A 24,183-nucleotide genomic window follows, 5' to 3' on the forward strand; every position below is an offset into this window, starting at 1 on the left:
TATTATTAATTAAAAAGTTTGTTTTTATTAATAACGTATTTACAATATGCAACTTCAGCAAAGCCTGAAATAACAGTTGCAATTACAATCACATAAATATCCTTGTAAATTAACACACCAATAATAGAAACTAAAATATAAACAAAGAAAGCAACAAGCTGATTATATGTAATAAAATAATATTTGTTCTGAGGGACGAAAATAAAATTAATGTAACAGCCAACTACTAACCAAGTCAAAATAGTAATACTCAGCATAAGAGTTAGATTATAGGCAGGCATCATACCAGGCCCACCAAGAAACAAAATAGCATATTTCGCAAAAAGTGCAATCATTAAGATAACAAATAACCCAAAATAGATTTCGTAATTTATAATCTTTTTAACTAATGACCTATCTACCTTTTCCGAGGAAACAACCTTAGGAAATAAAGCACCATTAATACTCATCGCTAATGATTGCGGCAACAATATTAACTTTGAAGCCAAATCAAAATAAGCTACACCATTCATACCAATAAAAATCCCTATAATAATGTTAGTGCTCTGCTGACGAATAATGCTTGTTGATGAAGACCAAAAAAAAGGCAATGCTTCTGAAATAGTTGTTTTTACATTTAGAAAAGACACCAATCTTATATTTAATTTTTCTACGAATAAAAGGTAACCAAAAATTGATATACCACTAAACAAAGTAGACACTGTCATTATGATAGAAAACAAATCCAAATCATCTGAAGAACTTACAAAGAAAAATATAAATGGAAGCGAAAGGACTTTGAAAACAATTTGAAAATAAGTCACAATTTTCATCTTTTGCACTCCCTGAAAATACCAGGTAGGTACTAAAACACTTAAAATAGTTTGAAAATACACAACAAATAAAATAACACTATATTTTTCTAGTGATCGTACAAAAAAAAGCAATAGAAAAAAAAGAATTGACGAAGCAAAGAATAAGTACAATTTTGATGTAAAAACATCAGAAATTGTTTTGGATTTTAACTCAAAATTTTCAGAGTCTTTAGAAATTTTATTTAAGGAAGGTAAATCAAACCCAAAAGAAATAAAAACAATAAAATAGGTAACTATTGATAAGGAGAAAACATAGGTACCGTAATTTTCAGCGCCTAATTTTCTTATAATAAAAGGATATATAATAATGTAAAAAAGAGAATTCAATAACTGTAAAACGGTCATAAAAAAATAGTTCTCGATAATCAATTTATTATATCGTAATTTCGAAATAAATGATCTGATTTTCTTCATGACAAAAACTTCAAGACTCTTCTAAGAATCAAAAATGAAACCATTAAAAACCCTGCCAAAAAACCACCCATAATAATTCCTTCAGATAAAGCAAACCGTTCCTTTTTTAAAGGCAAGATAGGTTTATCAATAATTTGAATTAAGGGTGTCTCTTTGCGTAGTGTAACTTTAGCTAATTCGGACTGTTTCACCAATTCTGTCAAAATCGCGGTATTGGCCTGAACATCAACCTGCCTGCGTGCTGAAGGAGCACGTCGCACATTTAATGCAGGATTCAAATTAAAAGTATTATCATTAGCTACTGCTACACCAGTAATAGCATTATTTAATTCGCGACGAATCGAATCCGTTTGTCGTTCTAAAATCAACATGTTATCACGAGATTTCTTACTCTTGGTTTCAACATAAAAATCAGACACTTGCTTAGCCAAGGCTTCACAAAAGTATTTTGAAAAACCTTCATTTGTTGTTGCAACATCTATATTGATAATGGAAATTTTTTTATCTTTTTGCCCTACAGTCAAAGCAGTCTTCGATAAATCAGCATATATTACTCCTAAAATACTATCATGTACTCTTGTAAAATTCTTGCGCTTAATTCCTGGTAAAAATTGAATATTAGTTAGCTTAGGTTTATCTACCCAGCCATCTCTCCATCTATTATTCTGGATATACATCTCAGCCAAGGAAATCGTTTTACCATCTACTACCACAGGGCTTAACAAAGTTAGCTCGACCATAGAACGCGATTTAAACAATTCGGTTAAATTAGACCCCGTAAAAATACTTCCGCCACTGCTGCCTAAATCCAACCCTAAAGTACTTGCTAACCCTAAGGCACTTCCTAAACCTCCTCCTGATTTTTCATCTTCTAAGGCAAATGACAAACTAGCTGTATAGGTTGGTTTTTTAATAAAAGAATAGGCTATTCCTAAAAAAGTACCGACTATTCCAGCCAGTACAATTATTTTCCATTGAGAGAGCAAGTAATGAAACCACTCCTTTCCTTTCGCTATTAATTCTTTTAAAGAAATCTCGTCGTTTGGCATATTTTGATAATCCATGTTCATATCTCCTTAATTATTTAAAAGCAGTAACTATTAATAAAGCCAAACTTGCAATAACACTACCAATACTGACATATTCTGCGGTACTCATTTTCTTAACTTCTGGCTTTTCGGGTACTATAATTTGGGAACCGGGAGTTACTTTTGGATACGACCTAACAAATAAAAACGAATGGGTAACTGCCGCTTTACCATTCGGGTAAATGATATACGCCTTCTTTCTCCAACCTTTATTATCTAAACCGCCTACCGCATTCAAATAATAACCAAAACCTTTTCCTTTATTAAACGGAATCTCTGAAGTCAACAACACATTCCCCGTCACTTTGACTCCTTCATTAAAGGTTGCCACTTCAATCTCATCCCCGGGAAACAAGGTTACATTGGTACTACTGCTCCGGTCCTTAATAATAGATTTCCAATCTATTGGGATAATTGCATATTTCAAATCTTCTTTTAGTTTCTTTTCTAACTTATTTTGGATACTGTCTTTTTTACCCAAATTCAAATTAACACTTTCAACTTCTTCAATTTGTTTTGCCTTTATAGGTCGCTTGATCTTAACTCCTTCTAAATTCGCCAATGAAGTTAAACCACCGGCTCTTTCTACTATATCATATACTTTAGCTTTTTTACTAGCCAAAACATATTTACCGGCATAATGAACGGCACCTGATACCGAAACCATCTCTGGCTTATCATACACTGCCATTTTGCGAATATTAATAACATCAAAAGGACTTAATACAAAATTCTTAGCTTGTTCATTATCATTTGGAGTGATTTCAATATTAAAAAGTTCCGCCTTATTAAGGTTAGTATTATCAATTTGCTCAGCAATAATCATTCTAGCAATTTCAACCCTTTTGGATGCTGAACCAGTCAAACCTCCTGCTTGTACTAAAATATCATTTAAGGTCAATCCTTGATAAAAATCATATACCCCTGGTTTTTTGATTTCACCGTCGATAGTGACTTCATACGCTTCTACAAAATCCAAGACAGAATACACCGTTACTACATCTTCCTTTTTCAACATGATATTGGCATCCAAATCTCCAGACAGTGCTTTTTCCAAGTCAACATTTACAATTTCTGTAGTTAAATCTGATTTTAATCGAACAATTATAGCCCTCTTAGTATAGGCATCATCTTTCAAACCATCCGCCTGACTAACTAAATCAGACACACGCATTCCCTCAACAAAGGAGTAAGTATCAGGCCTAAAAACAGCGCCTTCAATCTTGATTCTATTTTCAAAACGATTTAAAATTTTTGTAACTCGAAAAAGATCGCCTGATTGTGGAAGGTAGCTATCAAACTCATTTACTTTAACATCCTTAACTTTAAATTCCTTGTCCGTTTTTTGCAGTACATTAACTGAAGCAGTATACGCTGACTCAGTAAATCCAGAAGCAAACGAGAGTAAAGACACAAAGTTTTCCCCTTTTTTCATTTCAAAAATCCCAGGACGTTTGACTTCTCCTTCAACAGTAACCCGACTACTATAAGCGGGAATACGAATAACATCATTATCTTTTAATCCAACATTAGCCGATTGATCACCTTGGACTAAAAAATCATAAATATCTATAATTTTAAATACTTTATTATTACGGAGCAATTCAATACTACGGTAGCTTCCGTTTTTTGCTGGACCACCAGCAAGATGCAAAGCATTATAAACAGAGGCTAACGAAGAAACAGAATAATTTCCAGGTTGTTTAGCACCAATAATCGTAACTCGAATAGTACGAATAGTACTCAAACTAATACTCACCTTTGATTGTCCTGAAGCCACTGTACTGTAAACCTTAGCGATAGCGCTTTTAATTTTTTGGGTAGCAGCTTCGATACTCATTCCTGCAACAGCAAGTTCTCCTATGTAATCAACAGCAATTTTTCCTTCTACAGTCACAGGAATGATCTCATTATATTGTTGCACTCCATAAACACTTACCTGCAATTCATCACCAGGTCCTAAAATGTAATTTATAGGCGTTGCCAATTGTAAATTAGGGGTAAAATCAAGAGTTGGCTTATCAAAAAGTTCTGAACCATAAACCAAGGCATTCAAACTGTCTTTAACCTTGTTATTTTTTATAGTGACCTGCTTACGCCAAAATTCAGAATTCTCTTTTTCAGTAGAATTAGCAACATCTTTTTCCGAATCTTTTTTTGGTTCCGAATTACTTTTATTTGGAGTGCCCGACTTAGAACTTGTAGATCGCTCTGCCAGCTTACTTTTTAATTTAGCGTACTCCGCCGAAGACATTCCTTTTGACAATAATAAAGGTTCCGCCTGCTCAATGCTAAGACGATTGCTATCAAGCTGCGCCTCAATTTTAGCCAGATCAGCATCCGAAAGATAATCTACATTCACACTACTCAAATCCTTTGATTGCAATACATCTTGTGCTTGCAAAGGATCCGAATGCAAAAAAGTACAGACAAGAACAAAAGTAAAAATTATTTTTTTCATAATTAACTATTATATTTAAATAGAAAGCGCTTTATATAAAGACTCAAGAACTTTCTATCAATGGCTTCGCCCTAGTAAACCCCATTTAAATGCGTTTACTAACTATTTTTATTTTATTTTTAAATTAAAACCACAAACTAACACAATACACTAGTGTCAATTTTGATTTTGCAAAGATAGAAAAAAAGAAAGCGTTTATGAAGCTTTAAAAAATGCTAAAAAAAAACATTAAATTAAAATACGTCACACTCCCTATAAACCAAACAATTGTACTCAAAAATATACCTTAATTTAGTTAGAAAAAGTACCCTCATTAATAATACTTGTTTATTAATTAAAAAAGAGGTAAAATGGTTGTATTAAGACAACAACTCTGGTTTTTCTCTTTCTAAGGTTCCATACAAACTCTTAACGTCTTGAGAAAACTCTTTCTGAAGAATGAGATGGGCAGAATCAGTGTAAATAAAGATAGTGTCTTTCATACCTATAAAAGCAGTATACTTATCCGTACCAATCACCATATTTCGATGTTTGTCAATAGGATGGCCAGTAGAAACTAAATAATCATAAACCGACTCAAAAGACCCCAAGTCCGACCAAACAAACTCAGAGGAGACTACTTTTATTTTTTTACTTTTTTCCATCACAGCATAATCAACACTAATAGAAGGAATTTGCATCGAAGCCTCAAGATCAACAACACCATTAACACTCTTCTCCCAAGCTATTTTAGACTTTTCATAAACCTGAGGTGCATACAGTTTCAACTCTTCTAAAAACACCGATGCTTTAAAGCAAAACATACCACTATTCCATAAAAAATTACCTTTAGCAATAAAATCAGCAGCCGTTACTTGATTAGGCTTTTCTCTAAATGAAACGACGTCATCACCATTCCTTTCAATATAACCGTAGCCTATTTCTGGTTTAGTAGGTATAATTCCAAAAGTAACAATAAATCCCATGCTAGCTTTAGCAATAGCGTCTTTCATAGCTTGATTGTAACGCTCCATATTCCCAATAATATGATCCGAAGGAGTAACGATTAAAATATCATTTTCTTGAGAAGCAAAGGCAGCAAAGGCAATTGCAGCTGCAGTATTTCTTGGAGTAGATTCAATAATATCGATATAGTCTGTAGCTGTTTTTTCTAAAATAGCTTTACTTAAATGACAATTATCAATATTACCCACCACCATTATTTTATTAGCAATAGAATTATTGCGATTTACTGTCATTTCAAACAATGATTTACCATCAAAAATTTCAAGATATTGTTTGGGGCTCGATTTACGTGATAAAGGCCATAGCCTACTCCCTACGCCACCAGTAAGTATCACATGTGTTATTGAATTACTATCCATTGCTATAAATTTTAATTATTTGTGTTATTACGATGCTACTTTTTCTTATAACCTTCCATCTGCTTGTTGTCCAAGAATCCCTTTTACATCGTACAAAAGACTTAAAGGATTCATGAGCTCAGCAAAATCCAAATCTAAAAAGGCGGCATGTGCTACCCCAAGAACAACAGCGTCAAATTTTTTATCCGGAACCGCCTTAGTCGTTTTTATCTTATATTCTTTCCAAACCACTTCCGGTGCAGCTAAAGGATCATAAACAGTCACTGTTATTCCATAATCCAATAAGGAGGCAATAACATCAACCACTTTTGTATTACGCACATCAGGACAATTCTCTTTAAAAGTAATTCCTAACATCAGTAAACTAGCGCCATTTATTGCTATTCCTTTTTTAATCATTAATTTAACTACCTGAGAAGCAACATACTCCCCCATGCTATCATTTAATCTTCTACCAGCAAGAATTATCTCTGGGTGATAACCTAATTCCTGTGCTTTTTGAGCTAAATAATAAGGGTCTACTCCTATGCAATGCCCCCCCACTAATCCGGGTTTAAAAGGTAAAAAATTCCACTTTGTCGCAGCAGCTTCTAAAACAGCACTGGTATCAATAGCCATTAGATTAAAAATCTTGGCCAATTCATTGACAAAAGCAATATTAATATCGCGTTGCGAATTCTCAATTACCTTGGCAGCTTCAGCAACTTTAATCGAAGGCGCTAAGTGCGTTCCGGCAGTGATCACACTTTTATAAAGAGTATCTACTAACGTACCTACTGCAGCTGTAGAGCCAGCGGTTACTTTCAAAATTTTCTCAACGGTATGCTCTTTATCACCTGGATTGATTCTTTCAGGGGAATAGCCTACAAAAAAATCCACATTAAACTTCAAGCCAGATACCTTTTCTAAAACAGGAACACACTCTTCCTCTGTTACACCAGGATAAACAGTCGATTCATAAATAACAATATCTCCTTTTTTTAGCACTTTCCCTACCGTTGCTGAAGATTTATACAAGGGGGCCAAATCAGGACGGTTATTTTTATCTACAGGAGTAGGTACGGTGACAATATAATAAGTACAGTCAGCGATAGCGGTTAAGTCTGACGTACAGTACAAACCATTTTTTGAAACTGCAGTAGAGTTTGGATTATGATCTAACAAAACAGCTTTTAAAACATTTTCCTCCAATTCAAAGGTAGTATCAATTGCTGACTTTAACTCGTTTATCCTTGTTTGATTAATATCAAAACCTACAACGGGGTATTTTGTTGCAAACAGCCGCGCTAAAGGCAGCCCCACATAACCCAGTCCAATAATTCCTATTTTTATATTCAAGCTCATTTTTCTATCTATTGTAATTAATTTTAAGCACACAACCCAACGTTTCTAAAACAAGTAAGTAATGATTACTGTTGATCTCTTGCACGGTGGCTTTTTGAGAGACAAACGGCCCCGAATCAAGCGTGATCGTATCACCTATTTTTATTTGATCAACACTAATATCATATTCATCTGAGCTATCCAACCATTTTTGTATCGTAGCAATTTCGTCATCTTTTACTATGGCCGCTTTCCCCAACCAAAACAAGTAACGCACTGCACCTGCTGATTGAAAAACTAAATTCCTATCTTTTTCTTCTAAACGAACAAAAACATACGAATTAAAAAGAGGCACTGCTACTTTTTTCTTTCTATCAGTCCATTGCCTAATTTGAATTATCAAAGGACAATAACATGTTATTCCCATTGTGTTTAATTGGGCCGCTACTTTCTTCTCCCATTTCGGTTTTGTATAGACTACGTACCAGTTCATTTTCTCTATATTAACTATTCATAACTGCGCAAGCAATTTTTTATTTTAAAAGATACTGTTAAAATAGTTAAGCACCAATTCCTTGATAAATAAAACCAATTTTTTTCAGTTCAGCTCCATTCAAAATATTTCGTCCATCAAAAATAAAAGCGGGTTTTTGCATTCCATCGTAGATTGTTTGCCAATTGTATTCTTTGAACTCATCCCATTCGGTCAAAACAGCAATAGCATGTGCTCCTTTACATGCTTCGTAAGGATCCTCAAAAGAGTGTACAAAATTTTTATTTTTATCGGAGGGACGTGTTGCTAAATAATTCAAATCTGCTAAAACTTTTTTCTCAGTAACCTTTGGATCAAAAACAGCAATTTGCGCTTCTTCATTAATCAAATCATCTGCTACGTAGATAGCAGCTGATTCTCTAGTGTCATTCGTATCTTTTTTAAATGCCCATCCCAAGAAAGTAATTTTTTTACCCGAAACGGTATTGTACAATGTTTGGACAATGTTATTAGAGAAACGTCTTTTTTGGTAATCATTCATAATAATCACCTGCTCCCAATAATCAGCAACTTCATTCAAACCATACGATTTAGCGATATACACTAAATTTAAAATATCTTTTTGGAAACAAGAACCACCAAAACCAACAGATGCTTTTAAAAACTTAGCCCCTATCCTACTGTCCATTCCTATTGCTTTGGCTACTTCACTGACATCTGCTCCCGTTTTTTCACACAGTTCAGACATTGCGTTTATCGAAGAGATGCGTTGTGCCAAAAAAGCATTTGCCGTGAGTTTCGATAATTCTGATGACCAAACATTAGTTGTCAAAATCTTATCCTTTGCAACCCAGTTGGCGTAAACTTCAACTAATGAGTCAATTGCATCTTGCCCTTCTAACGAAGTATCACCCCCAATTAATATACGATCTGGGTTTAATAAATCAGTAACCGCAGTTCCTTCAGCCAAAAATTCTGGATTTGAAAGAATTTGAAATTGCACTCCATTACCCGTATTATCTAAAATACTTTTAATAGCCTCTGCTGTTCTTACAGGCAACGTTGATTTCTCAACTACTATTTTATCCTCTTTAGCAACTCTAGCAATTTGTCTAGCGCACAACTCGATAAACTTTAAATCGGCTGCCATTCCTTTCCCTTTTCCGTAGGTCTTTGTAGGTGTATTTACCGAGATAAAAATCACCTGCGCCTCGGCTATAGCCTTATCTACATCTGTTGAGAAAAATAAGTTTCTCCCTCTAGCATCGGCAACAACTTCAGCAAGTCCTGGTTCGTATATCGGAATATTATTTACGTCATCATCATTCCAAGCAGCAATTCGCTCTTCGTTTAAATCAACAACAGTAACTTGTATGTGCGGACATTTTTGTGCAATTACAGCCATAGTAGGTCCCCCTACATATCCTGCACCAATGCAACAAATTTTTGTAATCTTCATTTTTTTATTTTTTCTTACTTCTTTATTCTTGCTTACTTGCCTATTTGCTAGTGCCTCTTCCCTATTGGCTATTACCCACATCCTTTTCCATTGCCAAATGCCTCTTTCCTCATTTCTATTGCCTACATCCTAATGCCTAGGCCTCTTTACTATTACCTATTGCCTAATGGCTAATGCCTAGTGCCTAGTGACTTTTTTCCATTGCCTCTTTACTCATTTCTATTGCCTACATCCTAATGCCTAGCGCCTCTTTTCTATTGCCTAATGGCTATTGCCTAGTGCCTCTTTTTTATTACCTCTTCACTCTTACAACAACCAACTCTCGTCAAAAAGACTACTTCAAATTATCCCAATACCAAGCTACTGCTTCTTGTAAACCTTCTTGTAACGAAAATTGAGGAGCATACCCTAACAATTCCTTTGCCTTATTGATACTCGCCAAGGAATGCGGAATATCACCTGCTCTATTAGGGCCATATTCTGGAACTACATTGGCAATTTCAGGGTTGTATTTTGACAAAAACTCTTTTAAATAACGCATTAAATCGTTTAATGTATTTCTATCACCAAAAGCAGTATTGTAAACGGTATTTACTGCTGCGCTATTGATAGTATTCATAGCCAACTCATTCATTTGAATCACATTGTCTATATAAGTAAAATCTCTTGAATAATTTCCGTCACCATTAATTTTAGGAGATTCTAATTGCATTAATTGCATTACAAATTTCGGAATCACAGCGGCATAAGCTCCGTTAGGATCTTGCTTTCTTCCAAAAACATTAAAATAACGCAATCCTATTGTTTCAATACCATACGTTTTACTAAAAATCTCAGCATATAGCTCATTTACGTATTTTGTTATTGCATAAGGTGACAACGGTTTTCCAATCACGGCTTCAACCTTTGGCAAACCTTCTGAATCACCATAAGTAGAAGAACTTGCTGCATAAATAAATCGTTTAACTTTAGCATCTCTTGAAGCAACTAACATAGTTAAAAAACCCGAAACATTCACATCATTTGTAGTAATTGGATCATTTATAGAACGTGGCACCGAACCTAAAGCGGCTTGGTGAAAAACGAAATCTTTATCTTTTACTGCTTTTTCACAATCAGCCGCATTACGAATATCACCTTCAATTAAGGTGAATTTTGGGTTATCAATGCAATTCGCTAAATTATGCTTGTGTCCCGTAGCAAAATTATCCAAGCAAGTTACTTCATGTCCTTTGGATAAAAAATACTCACATAAATTGGATCCTATAAATCCAGCACCACCAGTAATCAATATCTTATTATTCGTTCCTTCTGTCATAATCTTTTCTATTATTTCTGCTTATTATTTATTTCTTGAACCGCTTTACTAGTGTACTTAAAAAAGTTTTTTTCGTTTCAACTTCATGATAACCGTTACCATAACCGCCAGTATCATAATAACCATAACCGCCTCCATAGCCATATCCTGCGCCATATTTTGCTTTGTTCTGGAAACCATTTAAAATGATACTTACATTATTTAATTCCCCTCTTTTAATTCGGTTGTTTAATAATGTTATCATTTCTTTTTTAGAATAGTTCTGCCTCACAATATACAAAGAAACATCTGAAAATTGAGACAGTTCTAAAGCATCAGACACCAACCCTACAGGAGGTGTATCCAATATAATATAATCGTATTTTTTCTTTAATTCTTCAATAAATTCACCCATGCTATCACTAATAATAAGCTCTGAAGGGTTAGGCGGCACTGGTCCTGAAAGGATAACGTCAAGATAGGGTATTTGAGTAGGATTTGTGATCTCTTCTATTGTTTTTTGTTTGATCAAATAATTCACTACACCCAAATCATTTTTTAAATTAAACTCATCAAAAAGCTTTGGTTTCCTTAAATCCATACCTACAATGACAGTCTTTTTTTCGCTTAAAGCAAAAACTGTAGCGATATTTATTGAACAAAAAGTTTTTCCTTCACCTCCTACTGAAGACGTAATCATTAATGTTTTTGCCCCTTCTACATCTTGTTTTTTATACAAAAATTGTAGCGAAGACCGAATCGCTCTAAAAGATTCTGATAAAGCCGACTTCGGTTTATCAAAAACTGCTAAATCACTTGATTCTTTCAACAAGCCTACAACTCCTATTAACGGAATTTTAGTTAATTTATTGATATCCTCGACATTTTGAATCGAGTTATTTATGAAGAACATTGCAAAGACAAACAGCAGGGGAAACAATAATCCTAAAAATAAAGCCATAACGTAATTCACAGATGTTTTTGGCCCTACTAATCCTCCGCCAACATCTTTAGCAGGATCAATAAAATGAATGTCTGATAAATTGGCTGCTTTTACGATATCCGCCTCGCTTCTTTTTTGTAAAAATGTACTGTAGATATTGTCGCTTAAATCGTATTTTCTTTTAATTTTAATCAACTCTTGTTGGTCATCTGGTAGTTTTTTAATACTTCCCTCTGCTTGATTAATCTTATTAGTAACCATCGCAAGGTCGTACTGAAGCGACGATTTAGCAGAAGCAATATTCTCTAAAAGAACATTCTTAATGGCAGCCATTTGATTGTCAAAATCCTTAAATATTTTATCACTTTTCACAGCATAAGCCATTTCAGAGCGCTGGGTAGACAATGCAATTAACTTAGATACATTAGTCACAATATTAGGATCTTCGATGCCCGCAACTGAAGGCGCAGGAAGTTTTGCATAATCAACACTATTTCTCAAATAGGCTTTTAAAGAATTGTAGTAAGCCACTTTACGTGTTAATTCGTCTTTTTGAACATCAAATTCAAGAATTTTATCCGAAAACTTAGCACCGCCTTCTTCAATATCATAAATATTTTTATCCTTTCTAAATGTTTTTAACTCATTACCAGTTTCTTTTAACTGAGATTCCATAGAAACCAAAGTACTGTCTATGAAGGCTATGGTGTTAGTAGCAAATTGATTTTTACTATCCAGCTGTCTCTTAATTAACATTTTTACTGTCGCATTAAGATAAGTAACCATTCTTGCTTTATTAGTCCCCTGCATCCCTAAGGTGATGATGGAACTCCCCTTATCATCAGAACGCACATTGATACCTTTATAGCCCGATACAGTACCATTAAAATCATTAAAACGTACAAAATACTCGTTTCCTTTATAAAAACCTGGAGCGTCTTTTATTTGTAATTTCCAATTTAAAAAAGGCAAAGAAACCTGCTGACCTACTTTATACCTTTTTACAAATTCTCCTTCAGCAACAGCTGTTGTTGCATAGGAATTATCAGAATAAGTAAGTATGGAAACACTATTTTGTTCAAACGGAATACGAATTTCATACTCGCTTTCATTTATAAATTTGATTCCAATAAGCCCTCCCGCAAGTTGCCCCTTAGTCTTATCAATAGTGACATAAAAAGGAACGGCACCATAGGCATCTGTTAAATTATATTTGCCTTGAACCAAATAATCAATATAAAACTGAAGATTTTCAACCACTAATTCGTTATGCGATCTTGACTGTAATGTAGTTGAAATAGTTTGTACTTGATCAGAAATACCACCCCAGTTAAAAACCAAACTGGTAGTCGAAGTAAACAAGGGATTATTCTCTTCCTTTACAGAAATAAGGGTTTCCATTGCGTAAATTTTTTCTTTTCGAATATTTACCTGATAGGCAATAGTAAAGGAGATTATCAAACTCAATAAAAACCATTTCCAATAACCAGCAATCTTCATCAAGAAGCCTTTAAAATCAAAGCTTGCCTGGTTTTCAAAAATTGAAAAGTCTTTTATATCTAACATTATTTATAGTCTGTTTTTAATTCCTAAGTAATAAGAAAGTAGTTGTTGCAAGTGACAATAAGGTAATAATAGTCCCTAAGGATTCAATTCCTGTTTTTCCTGTTCCCCAAGTTTTTTGCTTAAGCGGCTTTACATAAATATAATCATTAGGTTGCAGGTAAAAATAAGGTGATTGCATTACCGCCCTATCAGTAAGGTCAATATCGTGCAACTCACTACCTGTAGGTGTTTGTCTAATGATAGTAACCTTTTTTCGGTTTCCTGTTATTGAAATATCTCCTGCATTTGCTATAGCTTCCATGATATTTACATTGTCTTGGAACAAAACTTTAGTTCCTGTACTTCCCACTTCGCCATTAATTGTATACCTAAATCCTGCTAACTTAACTGTAACAAATATATTGGCTTCTTTCTTAAAATACTCTGACAGTAATTGGCCCTCAATTTTTTTTCTAACTTCATCTAGTGTATATCCAATTACATTTACTTCACCCAGCATAGGCATTCTAATAGTACCGTGATCGTCTACAGTAAAACCACTAAAATACAATCCATCAGCAGATTTTTCAGAAGTTGCATCTTCAGTAGTATTAAAAATCGCAACTAACTTAGGGTCAATCGCTTTTATATTTATACTTAAAACATCATTTGTTTGCAATCGATAGGGCTTAGCAACAACTTCTTTAATCGAATTTGTTAACTCATCACCGTCTTTTTTTTGCAAATAAATCAAATCCTGTGTAGGGATACAAGAGCTAAATAATACGCTAATACTTAGGAATAAAAAGAAAGTATATCTATTCATTTTTTTATTTTAGATAACAAATATAGCTTTTCATTTTTTATATAAAAAGTTTCGTTATTTATTAAGACAATTAATTATTTTTGAAAGACTTTTCAAAGGGAACCCGATGCAAAATACTACGTCCTAAAGTAACTTCATCAGCATATTCTAGCTCATCCCCCACCGCTATTCCGCGTGCAATAGTCGACATTAAAATACCTGAATCAGCAATTTGTTTGTAAATATAAAAATTAGTGGTATCTCCTTCCATAGTAGAGCTCAAGGCAAAAATTATTTCAGACACCTTAGCTTGTTTTACTTTTTCGACTAAAGTGGTTATTTTTAACTGGCTAGGCCCCACTCCATCAATAGGAGAAATCTTCCCTCCTAAAACATGATAAACACCTTTATATTGTCCTGTATTTTCAATTGCCATTACATCTCTAATGTCTTCTACAACACAAACCAGTTGGTGATCCCTATTTTTATTGGCACAAATTTCACAAACAGCACTATCAGAAATATTATGACACTGCTCACAATATTTAATATCCGCACGCATTTGCACTAATGCTTGCGACAAAAAAGTGGTTTGCTCTTTGGGCTGCTTTAGCAAATGAAGCACTAAACGCAAAGCAGATCGCTTACCTATCCCCGGTAATTGTGCAATTTCATTAACTGCTTTTTCTATTAATTTTGATGAAAATTCCATAGCTGCAAAGGTAGCAAATTGTTTACTTTACTAATAAGTAAAATTTCGCATTAAGCGCCTTTTATCAAATAATTCAAGGGATAAATAGCGCATTAAACAAAAAATTGTATTTTGGTCTGCAAAAACCAAGCAATGACTCCATTTACAATACTCACGCTAATCATTATTTATTTTGGGATACTGTTTACAATCTCTCATTTTACCAGTAGAAAAGACAATGGAAACGAAGCGTTTTTTAAAGCCAATAAAAACTCTAAATGGTACTTAGTTGCTTTTGGAATGATTGGAACAGCCTTATCTGGCGTAACCTTTATTTCAGTGCCTGGTGAAGTAGGCGCTCCTAGTGGAGAACAGTTTAAATACTTTCAATTTGTTTTAGGGAACGCTATTGGTTTCCTGATTATTGCCAAAATATTACTCCCTTTATACTACCGCCTGAACCTGACTTCAATTTATGGTTATATTGAACGCAGACTAGGCACGTACTCCTATAAAACTGCAGCTACGATATTCTTGATTAGTAGAACAATAGGTTCTGCTTTTAGACTTTATCTTGTGGTAATTGTTTTACAACGCTACGTTTTTGATTTTTATGGCATTCCGTTTGCAGCCACTGTAATGATTTCGTTAGCATTAATTTTCGCCTACACTTACCGTGGTGGATTAAAGACCATCATTATCACGGATACCTTGCAAACATTTTTTTTAGTGACATCCGTATTTATGACTATTTATTTTATTTGTCAGAGCATGAACCTGAATATGGTAGAAGCATTTGAAGAAGTAAAAAACAGTAATTATTCTAAGATATTTTTCTTTGATGATTTTGTCTCTAGTAAGTTTCATTTTGTAAAACAAATTCTAGGCGGAATATTCGTGACCATAGCCATGGTGGGATTAGATCAAGACTTAATGCAAAAAAACTTAAGTTGTGCAACGATTAAAGAAGCACAAAAAAACATGTACAGCTTTACAGTAATATTTGTTTTGATAAATATTTTCTTTTTGAGCGTAGGAGCTTTACTGTATATTTTTGCCGCTAAAAATGGCATAGCAGTACCTACAGATTTAATCACAGGCAAACCAAGAACCGATCTTCTTTTTCCAGAAATTGCTTTTCACCACTTAACGATAATTCCTTCGGTGGTATTTCTACTAGGATTGACAGCAGCGACATTTGCCACTACTGATTCTGCTTTAACCGCACTAACCACTTCTTTTTGTGTTGATTTTTTAGCAATGGATAAAACAGAAAATCTCAACAAACCAAACGTGGTAAGAACAAGACACTTTGTTCACGTAGGGTTTTCATTATTGATGTTTTTTGTAATTATCTTTTTTAACGCCGTGAATGACAGCTCAGTTGTAGGAATGATCTTTAGAGTAGCCTCTTATACGTATGGACCACTACTAGGACTATACAGTTTTGGATTATTTATGAAATCCAAAACCGTTACAGACAAACTAGTACCTTTTATTTGTGTAGTATCTCCAGCTTTGACTTTCTTAATTAGCGAAAATTCGAAAAGCTTATTTTTTGGATATGTTTTTGACAACGAACTTATCATTATCAATGGACTGATAACATTTTTAGGTCTACTTATAATCAGTAAACCCACTACTGAAAAGGTCTCATTTTAATTTTTTAGCCTGATAGCAGTAAAAAATCCTTTCTCTTTTAAAGAAAAAGAGAATGATTACTTCGTCAGTTCGCTTTGCTCGGGTATAACAAATAGCAGGATTAGCTCCTAAAGAAATTAATACCTATTAGTAGTCAAAAGCACTAATGTACAAGCAACTTCTGATTTGATATTATTCAATGTTAATAACTGAACCAACTCAGGATTTTCGGTTCCAGGATTAAAAATAACGCGTTTTGGTTTTGCCTCTACGATATAGTTGTAATAATCACGTTGACGTGCTGGGTTTAAATACAAACTCACAGTATCTATATTTGATAACGGAATGGCTTTAGTTTTAATTTTAACTCCGGCAACTTCACCTGCATTTTGCCCAATAGCAAGAACAGAGTGTCCTTTTTCAGTAAGCATGGTAATTGCCTTAAAGGCGTATCGCTCTGGTTTTGTGGATGCACCAAGAACTAAAGTTTTTTTATTTTTCATTACTTGAATATTTTTCTACAAAAGTACTAAAATAGTATAGTTCATTTCAATTAAAATTAATATCTTTCTTTTCTGCTTTTGCATTAGCAATAAAAAAAGGGACAAACGATAACCTTTTCTTAATCTATTGAAAGCACACGCAACAACACTAACAAACTAATTTCGCCAAAAAAACATGGAACTTTTTATTTACCTATTTGCTGCTTTATTTTCCGTCTTAAATCCTATTGGAACCGTGCCTATTTTTGTTGGCTTAACAATGGACGACAGTAAAAGCGAGCGTTCCAGAATTTCATTATGGACAGCTATTAATGTCTTTATAATATTGATTATTTCGTTTTTCTTTGGAGAATATGTGTTGACTTTTTTCGGAATTAGCATAGAAGCGCTTCGAATTGCAGGAGGAATTATTATTGCCACGTCAGGGTTTTCATTGCTTACAGGAAATTTCAACAAAAAAAGAGGGGTTAATAAAAAAGTTGAAAACGACGCACAAAGAAGAAACGACATTGCCTTAACTCCACTCGCAATCCCCATGCTCGCTGGACCAGGATCAATTTCATTATTGATTGCTTTCTATCATGAACACAACACCCTATCTGACATTATAATATGTATTCTAGCGATACTTGCTGTTGCAATTGCTATTTTTATCACTTTACGAAGTGCTCATTATTTAGCCAAAATCCTTGGGGCTTCAGGAATTGTAGCTATTTCCAGAATTGTAGGTTTTATAGTTATTGCAATTGGGATACAATACATCATCAGCTCAATTATAACAATTGTACAAACGAATTTCATGAAATAACAAACTAAAAAAACACCTCCAAATACTGAAGGTGTTTTTTTTTATGTAAAAGTTAAGCTATAACAATACTAATCATAAAAAATCCCAATTGATAATTCGAGCAGAGTCGAGAACCACTCGCGTATCTCTAATGCGCTCGAAGTGATAAAAATTAGGCTGGACTATATATTTAAATAGTTTTAGGTACTATTATGCTTTTGGCAAAAATATCTCTGCCATCATGCAACGAGCACTTCCGCCTCCACATGCTTCAATAGTATCTAAACTAGAACTAAGGATTGTAGCATGTTTTTCTAATTGCTCAATTTGCTTAGCAGTCAAACTTGTATGCGCCGCAGCACTCATCACTAAGTATCTTTTATCAGCTGCTCCACGAACTTCTAACATGTTCCCAGCAAAATTATTTACTTGAGCTTCAGTGATTAAAATAACTTCTTTTCCGTCATCCTTTAAATTATCAAGAACCATTTTACGCTCTTTCTTATCATCGATACATTCTGCACAAATTACAGCAAAAGTCTCCCCTAAACACATCATTACATTAGTGTGGTAAATAAGTTTACGTTCACCATCAACTGTTTGAAAAGCTTCGAATACTACTGGTGCATAATCAAAATCTTCACAGAATTCGATAAACAACTCTTCGTCAGCTCTTGGCGACAAAGCACAATAGGCTTTTTCATTTGCTCTATCTAATAACAAACTACCCGTACCTTCTAAGAAAAAACCATCTTCTTCAGCAGAAGTATAGTCTACAATAGTATCGATCTTAAATCCTTTTTCCTCTAATTGATCTAAGATTTCTTCACGACGTTCAACACGACGGTTCTCAGCAAACATAGGGTAAAGTGCAACATCCCCATTTTCATGGAAAGAAACCCAGTTATTAGGAAAAATACTATCTGGTGTATCTGGGTTTAAAGTATCATCAACAACAGTTACATCAACACCTACTGCTCTTAATTTATTTACAAAATCGTCAAATTCTTGTTGTGCTTTAGCATTAACCGTAGCAGGCAAAAGTCCGTCAAGAACTTTTTGATAATAATTATTCACTGCTGTTTGTTCATTCATACGAAACGCCACTGGACGAATCATCAAAATTGAATTAGTAGTTTGTTTCATTTTATATTTTTTTTATAGCATTCTATTTAGCAAATCGAACAATTAACCTCTAATTAAAGGCAAAGTAGAACAGCGCAATAATCCTTCTTGTTTTGAAATTTCTGCGTAAGGAATCTCTTCGACGATAAAATCATTAGAACGCAACCAATTATTCAATCTAGTAAAATTTCGTTCAGATACAACAACATTTGAATCTATCGAAAAAACATTCGAATTCATCGTGTACATTTCGTCTCTTGTAATGTGGAATAAATTTTCCTTTCCAAAAAGGTTCACCAAGTACAAATAGTCTGCCTCTTCTCTAAAACCACTTTTATAAATAATTCCCTTGTCTTTCCCTACAGGTTGAAAACAACAATCTAAATGCAAAGCGTTGTCTCTCGCTTCTAACTTTGATTTTACTAAATCAAATTCTTTCACTATTTTGTTAGGGAACAACTCTTTTATAAATTGAACTCCTTCTTTATTAGTACGAGCAGTCATATAATCTTTATAATCACTCCCCTTGTAAGTACCAATAAAAATATAATCGTTCCAAAGCATCACATCACCACCTTCAATATGTACTTCTTCCGGCGGACGCACTACTTTTTTAGGATCCATTTTATCAATAACATATTGAATAGCGTCTAACTCTCTTTCTCTTTCAGGCAAAATGTTTGCTTTAACAAAAACATCATCAATAACAAAACCAATATCACGAGAGAAAATCTGATTGTAATTTTCTATTAACTCTGGTCTAAAAACAGTTACATTGTATTTTTTTAAAACAGTATAAAAAGCATCCATTTCTTCAATCATATCTTGCTCTACTGGATAAGTTCCTGCCAATATATGTTCTAATGATTTTGGATCATACGCTTCCTCTACAGAAGGTGTAGGTCCATTATTATTAGCACTACCTAATACTACTGCTTGTAGCTTTGACGTTTCGTTATTTACTTTTAATTCTAACATATAGCGTTATTAATTTGGACAAAGGTAAAAAAAAAGCCTCACTATTTAGTGAGGCTTTTAAGCAGATTATTTTATTTTTCTCCTTTTTTGAATTCTCTTAAGGTAGAACCTGTGTAAACCTGTCTTGGCCTTCCTATAGGCTCTTTGTTTTCACGCATTTCTTTCCATTGTGCGATCCAACCTGGTAAACGTCCAATAGCAAACATTACTGTAAACATATCAGTAGGTATTCCTAATGCTCTATATATAATTCCTGAATAGAAATCAACATTAGGATATAGGTTTCTTGATTTGAAGTATTCATCTTCTAAAGCAGCTGCTTCTAATTTTTTAGCAATTTCAAGAATTGGATCTTCAACTCCTAAAGTTTCTAAAACCTCTTTTGCTGCTTTTTTTATAATTCTTGCACGTGGATCAAAGTTTTTATATACCCTATGACCAAAACCCATTAAACGGAACGGATCATTTTTATCTTTGGCTTTAGCCAAATAAGCATCAGTATCCCCACCATTTTTATTGATTTCCTCTAACATTTCAAGTACCGCTTGATTAGCACCACCGTGAAGAGGCCCCCATAATGCCGAAACTCCTGCAGAAATTGAAGCGAATAATCCTGCGTGAGAAGAACCAACCATTCTTACCGTAGAAGTAGAACAGTTTTGCTCATGATCAGCATGAAGTATAAATAACTTATCTAGTGCATCAATTACAATTGGGTTTGGTTTGTAAGGCTGAGTAGGCAATTCAAACATTAATCGCATGAAATTTTCAACATACCCTTTAGTATTATCATAATAATTTAAAGGATATCCCATACTTTTTCTATAAGTCCAAGTAGCGATAACTAAAAATTTACCCATTGTTTTACAAACAGCGTGGTACATTTCTTTTTCATTATCTACATTAACAGACTTAGGATTAAATGCAGTTAACGCACTTGTTAAAGCAGCTAAAACTCCCATTGGGTGTGCTGTTCTAGGAAAACCATCAATGATGTTTTTCATTTCTTCATTAACCAGTGTATGTTTTCTGATATCTTCTTCAAACTGTTCTAACTGTGAAGCAGTAGGAAGCTCTCCAAAAATCAATAAATAAGAAACTTCTAAGAAGTCTGCTTTTTCAGCTAAATCTTCAATAGAATATCCTCTGTAACGTAAAATCCCAAGTTCTCCATCAAGGAAAGTAATTTTACTTGTACAAGAACCTGAATTCTTATACCCTGGATCTAAAGTGATAACACCAGTTAAATCTCTTAATTTGTTTATATCGATAGCTTCTTCATTTTCGCTTCCTTTAACCATCGGAAACTCAAATTTCTTACCATCAATTTCTAATATAGCTGTTTTTGACATAATATTTTGGAAATAAATCTTTATATTTAATAATTTACCAAATCTAAGGATAATAACATTAATTAAAAAGAGAAAAACACAATGATATTGTTAAATTTTACAAAAAAAGCCATCCGTGTTGAGTGAATGGCTTTTTAAGAGACTATTTCTTAAATTAATTAATCTTAAATGCTTTTTTCCCAGGGAAATAAGCCGTATCACCTAATTCTTCTTCGATTCTAAGTAATTGATTGTATTTAGCCATACGATCAGAACGAGATGCTGAACCTGTTTTTATTTGGCCACAGTTTAAAGCTACTGCTAAATCAGCAATTGTATTATCTTCAGTCTCCCCTGAACGGTGTGACATCACAGAAGTATAACCTGCATTCTTAGCCATATTTACCGCTGCAATTGTTTCCGTTAAAGTTCCAATTTGATTTACTTTAATCAAAATTGAATTTGCAATTCCTTCTTCAATTCCTCTAGACAAGCGCGCTACGTTAGTTACAAATAAATCATCCCCTACTAATTGTACTTTATCTCCAATTTTTTCGGTCAATAACTTCCAACCATCCCAGTCATTTTCATCCATACCATCTTCGATTGAGATAATAGGATATTTAGCCGCTAATTCAGCTAAATAATCAACTTGCTCTGCTGATGATCTAATTTTTCCAGTTTCTCCTTCAAATTTAGAATAATCATATTTACCGTTTACATAAAATTCCGCAGCAGCACAATCTAAGGCAATCATAATTTCATCTCCAAAAGTGTAACCTGCATTTTCAACTGCTTTTTTGATTGTATCCAAAGCGTCTTCAGTACCTCCAGGTAAATTTGGTGCAAAACCACCTTCATCACCTACAGCTGTACTTAATCCTCTATCGTGTAATACTTTTTTCAAACTATGAAAAATCTCTGTCCCCATTTGCATAGCATGAGTAAAAGAAGTTGCTTTTACAGGAAAAATCATAAACTCTTGAAATGCGATAGGCGCATCAGAGTGTGATCCACCATTTATAATATTCATCATTGGTACCGGCAAAGTATTCGCCGAAACCCCACCTACATATCTATACAAAGGCAATCCTAATTCATTTGCAGCCGCTTTTGCAACAGCAAGAGAAACACCTAAAATTGCATTCGCTCCTAAATTAGATTTATTAGGCGTACCGTCAAGATTAATCATAGTTTGATCAATCAAGTTTTGTTCAAAAACCGAAGTGCCTAATAACTCATCAGCAATGATTGTATTAACATTTTTCACTGCATTCAAAACTCCTTTTCCTAAGTAAGCTTTTCCACCATCACGTAACTCTACTGCTTCATGCTCACCAGTTGATGCCCCAGAAGGAACAGCAGCTCTTCCTAAAACGCCATTATCAGTAATTACATCTACTTCGATAGTAGGATTTCCTCTTGAATCGAAAATTTGTCTTGCGTGAATTTTAATAATAATACTCATATTACTTTATTTTTAAATTTTATATTACAAATATATTCTATCTTTTCTTATGATTTTATGAAAAAAAGTGAATGTTATTAACGAAAACGTTATAATTTTTTTTTAAAAAACAAAATAAAAATGATAAAGATAAAAATACAAAGATTTTTTTATCTTATATTTTTAATATAAAAAAACATAACGTTAGTATATAGCCACGATTTAATATCAACAATATAAAAAAAAAGGATAATATTCAAACTTAATATTATCCTTTTTTTTTATATTATTAGCCTTTCAAACTCTCGATAAACTCATCAAAAAGATACGAAGAATCATGAGGTCCAGGACTCGCTTCAGGATGGTATTGCACCGAAAAACATTTTTTATTCTTCATTCTCATTCCAGCAACTGTTCCGTCATTTAAATGCACATGAGTTATCTCTAAATCATTATTACGCTCTAATTCCTCTTTATTTACAGCAAAACCATGATTTTGAGAAGTTATTTCTCCCTTACCAGAAATTAAATTCTTAACGGGATGATTTATACCACGGTGGCCATTAAACATTTTATAAGTAGAAACACCATTAGCCAAACCTATAACCTGATGCCCTAAACAGATACCAAATAAAGGAATATCAGATTTTATTATACTCCTTGCAACCTCTATAGCATTAGAAAGTGGTTCTGGATCTCCAGGACCATTAGACAAGAAATAACCATTAGGATTAAAAGCAGCCATTTCTTCAAAAGAAGAATCGAAAGGAAAAACCTTTATATAGCAATCTCTTTTAGCCAGATTACGTAATATGTTTGTTTTAATCCCAAGATCTAAAGCAGACACTTTATACTTCGCGTTTTCATCACCATAAAAATAAGGTTCTTTAGTAGAAACTTTAGAAGCCAATTCTAACCCTTTCATGTCAGGTACATTTTGTAATGCTATTTTCAAATCCTCAACAGCAGTTCCATCTGTACAAATAACTGCATTCATCGCTCCATTATCTCTAATGTAGCTAACTAAAGCACGTGTATCAACATCTGAAATACAAATTAAGTTTTCTTTTTGAAAATAATCTTCTAGACTACCAGAAGCATCCTCGCGAGAATAATTAAAGCTAAAGTTTTTGCAAACTAAACCAGCAATTTTAATCCCGTCTGATTCGACTTCATTGTCGTTGACACCATAATTCCCAATATGAGGATTAGTAGTAACCATAATTTGCCCAAAATAAGATGGATCAGTAAAAATTTCTTGATACCCTGTCATCCCAGTATTAAAACAAACTTCACCAAAAGTAGTTCCGCTAATTCCAATTGATTTTCCGTGAAAAATTGTACCATCGCTTAATAAAAGGACAGCGCTTTGTCGTGTTGTATATTTCATGTGTAGTTAAATATAGTGCAAATTTAATTTTTTAATATAATGGAAGCAAATTTTTAAATTTTATTATAAAACAAAAAAGTTAAATCTGTAATTATGTTGAGTAAAAATAAGGATACCAACCAGACGAACAATTAAAATTAATTATTAGATAAATAAGAAATAGTTGGATTCCAAAAAAAGCAAAAAAAAAGGATAAACTATAAATAGCTTATCCTTAATTTTTATTGAATGATTATTTTCATAA

The 24,183-nt window shown here is 33.6% G+C and carries 19 protein-coding genes; 2 read left to right on the forward strand and 17 right to left on the reverse strand.

Annotation, left to right across the window (positions count from 1 at the left end; genetic code table 11):
* Window positions 1-5: 5 nt before the first annotated feature.
* The 11 genes from ACVEGE_RS03900 to recR all read right to left on the reverse strand — a co-directional run bounded on the left by ACVEGE_RS03900 (window position 6) and on the right by recR (window position 14,758).
* The gene (locus ACVEGE_RS03900) at window positions 6-1,268 is read right to left on the reverse strand and encodes an oligosaccharide flippase family protein (RefSeq protein ID WP_192499661.1); all 1,263 of its coding nucleotides are present in this window, start codon (window positions 1,266-1,268) and stop codon (window positions 6-8) included.
* Window positions 1,265-2,317 carry a Wzz/FepE/Etk N-terminal domain-containing protein gene (locus ACVEGE_RS03905; protein WP_370566920.1) on the reverse strand — a complete coding sequence of 351 codons (1,053 nt, stop codon included), beginning with the start codon at window positions 2,315-2,317 and terminating at the stop codon, window positions 1,265-1,267. Before ACVEGE_RS03905 ends, ACVEGE_RS03900 begins: the two co-directional genes overlap by 4 nt.
* A 31-nt stretch (window positions 2,318-2,348) precedes the next feature.
* On the reverse strand, window positions 2,349-4,817 hold the full coding sequence (locus ACVEGE_RS03910; protein ID WP_192499660.1) for an SLBB domain-containing protein: 2,469 nt from the start codon (window positions 4,815-4,817) through the stop codon (window positions 2,349-2,351).
* 359 nt (window positions 4,818-5,176) lie between these two features.
* Window positions 5,177-6,181: a mannose-1-phosphate guanylyltransferase gene (locus tag ACVEGE_RS03915; RefSeq protein WP_192499659.1), complete on the reverse strand. Its 1,005-nt coding sequence runs from the start codon at window positions 6,179-6,181 to the stop codon at window positions 5,177-5,179.
* 45 nt (window positions 6,182-6,226) lie between these two features.
* Window positions 6,227-7,525, reverse strand: coding sequence for a nucleotide sugar dehydrogenase (locus ACVEGE_RS03920; protein ID WP_192499658.1), 1,299 nt, complete (start codon window positions 7,523-7,525; stop codon window positions 6,227-6,229).
* A 4-nt stretch (window positions 7,526-7,529) separates the two neighbouring features.
* Window positions 7,530-7,997 (reverse strand): UpxY family transcription antiterminator, encoded by a 468-nt coding sequence (locus ACVEGE_RS03925; RefSeq protein ID WP_192499657.1) that lies wholly within the window; start codon window positions 7,995-7,997, stop codon window positions 7,530-7,532.
* A gap of 67 nt (window positions 7,998-8,064) precedes the next feature.
* The gene (locus tag ACVEGE_RS03930) at window positions 8,065-9,456 is read right to left on the reverse strand and encodes a UDP-glucose 6-dehydrogenase (protein WP_192499656.1); all 1,392 of its coding nucleotides are present in this window, start codon (window positions 9,454-9,456) and stop codon (window positions 8,065-8,067) included.
* Window positions 9,457-9,790: 334 nt separating this feature from the next.
* Window positions 9,791-10,774: an SDR family oxidoreductase gene (locus tag ACVEGE_RS03935; protein WP_192499655.1), complete on the reverse strand. Its 984-nt coding sequence runs from the start codon at window positions 10,772-10,774 to the stop codon at window positions 9,791-9,793.
* A 28-nt stretch (window positions 10,775-10,802) separates the two neighbouring features.
* Entirely contained in the window at window positions 10,803-13,262 is a 2,460-nt protein-coding gene (locus ACVEGE_RS03940; protein WP_192499654.1) for an exopolysaccharide transport family protein, read from the reverse strand.
* Between the two features lie 16 nt (window positions 13,263-13,278).
* Complete coding sequence (locus tag ACVEGE_RS03945; RefSeq protein WP_192499653.1) at window positions 13,279-14,067, reverse strand: polysaccharide biosynthesis/export family protein; 789 nt, start codon at window positions 14,065-14,067, stop codon at window positions 13,279-13,281.
* A gap of 70 nt (window positions 14,068-14,137) precedes the next feature.
* A complete protein-coding gene (recR, locus tag ACVEGE_RS03950; RefSeq protein WP_173857082.1) occupies window positions 14,138-14,758 on the reverse strand; it encodes a recombination mediator RecR in 621 nt (206 codons plus the stop codon).
* A gap of 132 nt (window positions 14,759-14,890) precedes the next feature.
* Here recR and ACVEGE_RS03955 point away from each other — a divergent pair, with 132 nt between their 5' ends.
* Window positions 14,891-16,399 (forward strand): sodium:solute symporter, encoded by a 1,509-nt coding sequence (locus tag ACVEGE_RS03955; RefSeq protein ID WP_192499652.1) that lies wholly within the window; start codon window positions 14,891-14,893, stop codon window positions 16,397-16,399.
* Between the two features lie 116 nt (window positions 16,400-16,515).
* Here ACVEGE_RS03955 and ACVEGE_RS03960 read toward each other — a convergent pair whose 3' ends face one another.
* Window positions 16,516-16,881, reverse strand: coding sequence for a CoA-binding protein (locus ACVEGE_RS03960; protein ID WP_173852679.1), 366 nt, complete (start codon window positions 16,879-16,881; stop codon window positions 16,516-16,518).
* 175 nt (window positions 16,882-17,056) lie between these two features.
* Between ACVEGE_RS03960 and ACVEGE_RS03965 the strand changes: the two genes are divergently transcribed.
* The gene (locus tag ACVEGE_RS03965; RefSeq protein WP_173852677.1) at window positions 17,057-17,689 is read left to right on the forward strand and encodes a MarC family NAAT transporter; all 633 of its coding nucleotides are present in this window, start codon (window positions 17,057-17,059) and stop codon (window positions 17,687-17,689) included.
* 189 nt (window positions 17,690-17,878) lie between these two features.
* On the opposite strand, the gene ctlX is transcribed toward ACVEGE_RS03965, so the two are convergent.
* The 5 genes from ctlX to carA all read right to left on the reverse strand — a co-directional run bounded on the left by ctlX (window position 17,879) and on the right by carA (window position 23,939).
* Window positions 17,879-18,814, reverse strand: coding sequence for a citrulline utilization hydrolase CtlX (ctlX, locus tag ACVEGE_RS03970; protein ID WP_192499651.1), 936 nt, complete (start codon window positions 18,812-18,814; stop codon window positions 17,879-17,881).
* A gap of 42 nt (window positions 18,815-18,856) precedes the next feature.
* The gene (locus ACVEGE_RS03975) at window positions 18,857-19,771 is read right to left on the reverse strand and encodes a dimethylarginine dimethylaminohydrolase family protein (protein WP_192499650.1); all 915 of its coding nucleotides are present in this window, start codon (window positions 19,769-19,771) and stop codon (window positions 18,857-18,859) included.
* A gap of 71 nt (window positions 19,772-19,842) precedes the next feature.
* A complete protein-coding gene (locus tag ACVEGE_RS03980; RefSeq protein ID WP_192499649.1) occupies window positions 19,843-21,123 on the reverse strand; it encodes a citrate synthase in 1,281 nt (426 codons plus the stop codon).
* A gap of 154 nt (window positions 21,124-21,277) precedes the next feature.
* A complete protein-coding gene (gene eno, locus ACVEGE_RS03985; protein ID WP_173852670.1) occupies window positions 21,278-22,570 on the reverse strand; it encodes a phosphopyruvate hydratase in 1,293 nt (430 codons plus the stop codon).
* 268 nt (window positions 22,571-22,838) lie between these two features.
* Window positions 22,839-23,939: a glutamine-hydrolyzing carbamoyl-phosphate synthase small subunit gene (carA, locus tag ACVEGE_RS03990; RefSeq protein WP_192500704.1), complete on the reverse strand. Its 1,101-nt coding sequence runs from the start codon at window positions 23,937-23,939 to the stop codon at window positions 22,839-22,841.
* Window positions 23,940-24,183 lie beyond the last annotated feature (244 nt).

The sequence above is a fragment of the Flavobacterium sp. PL002 genome (assembly GCF_054165825.1).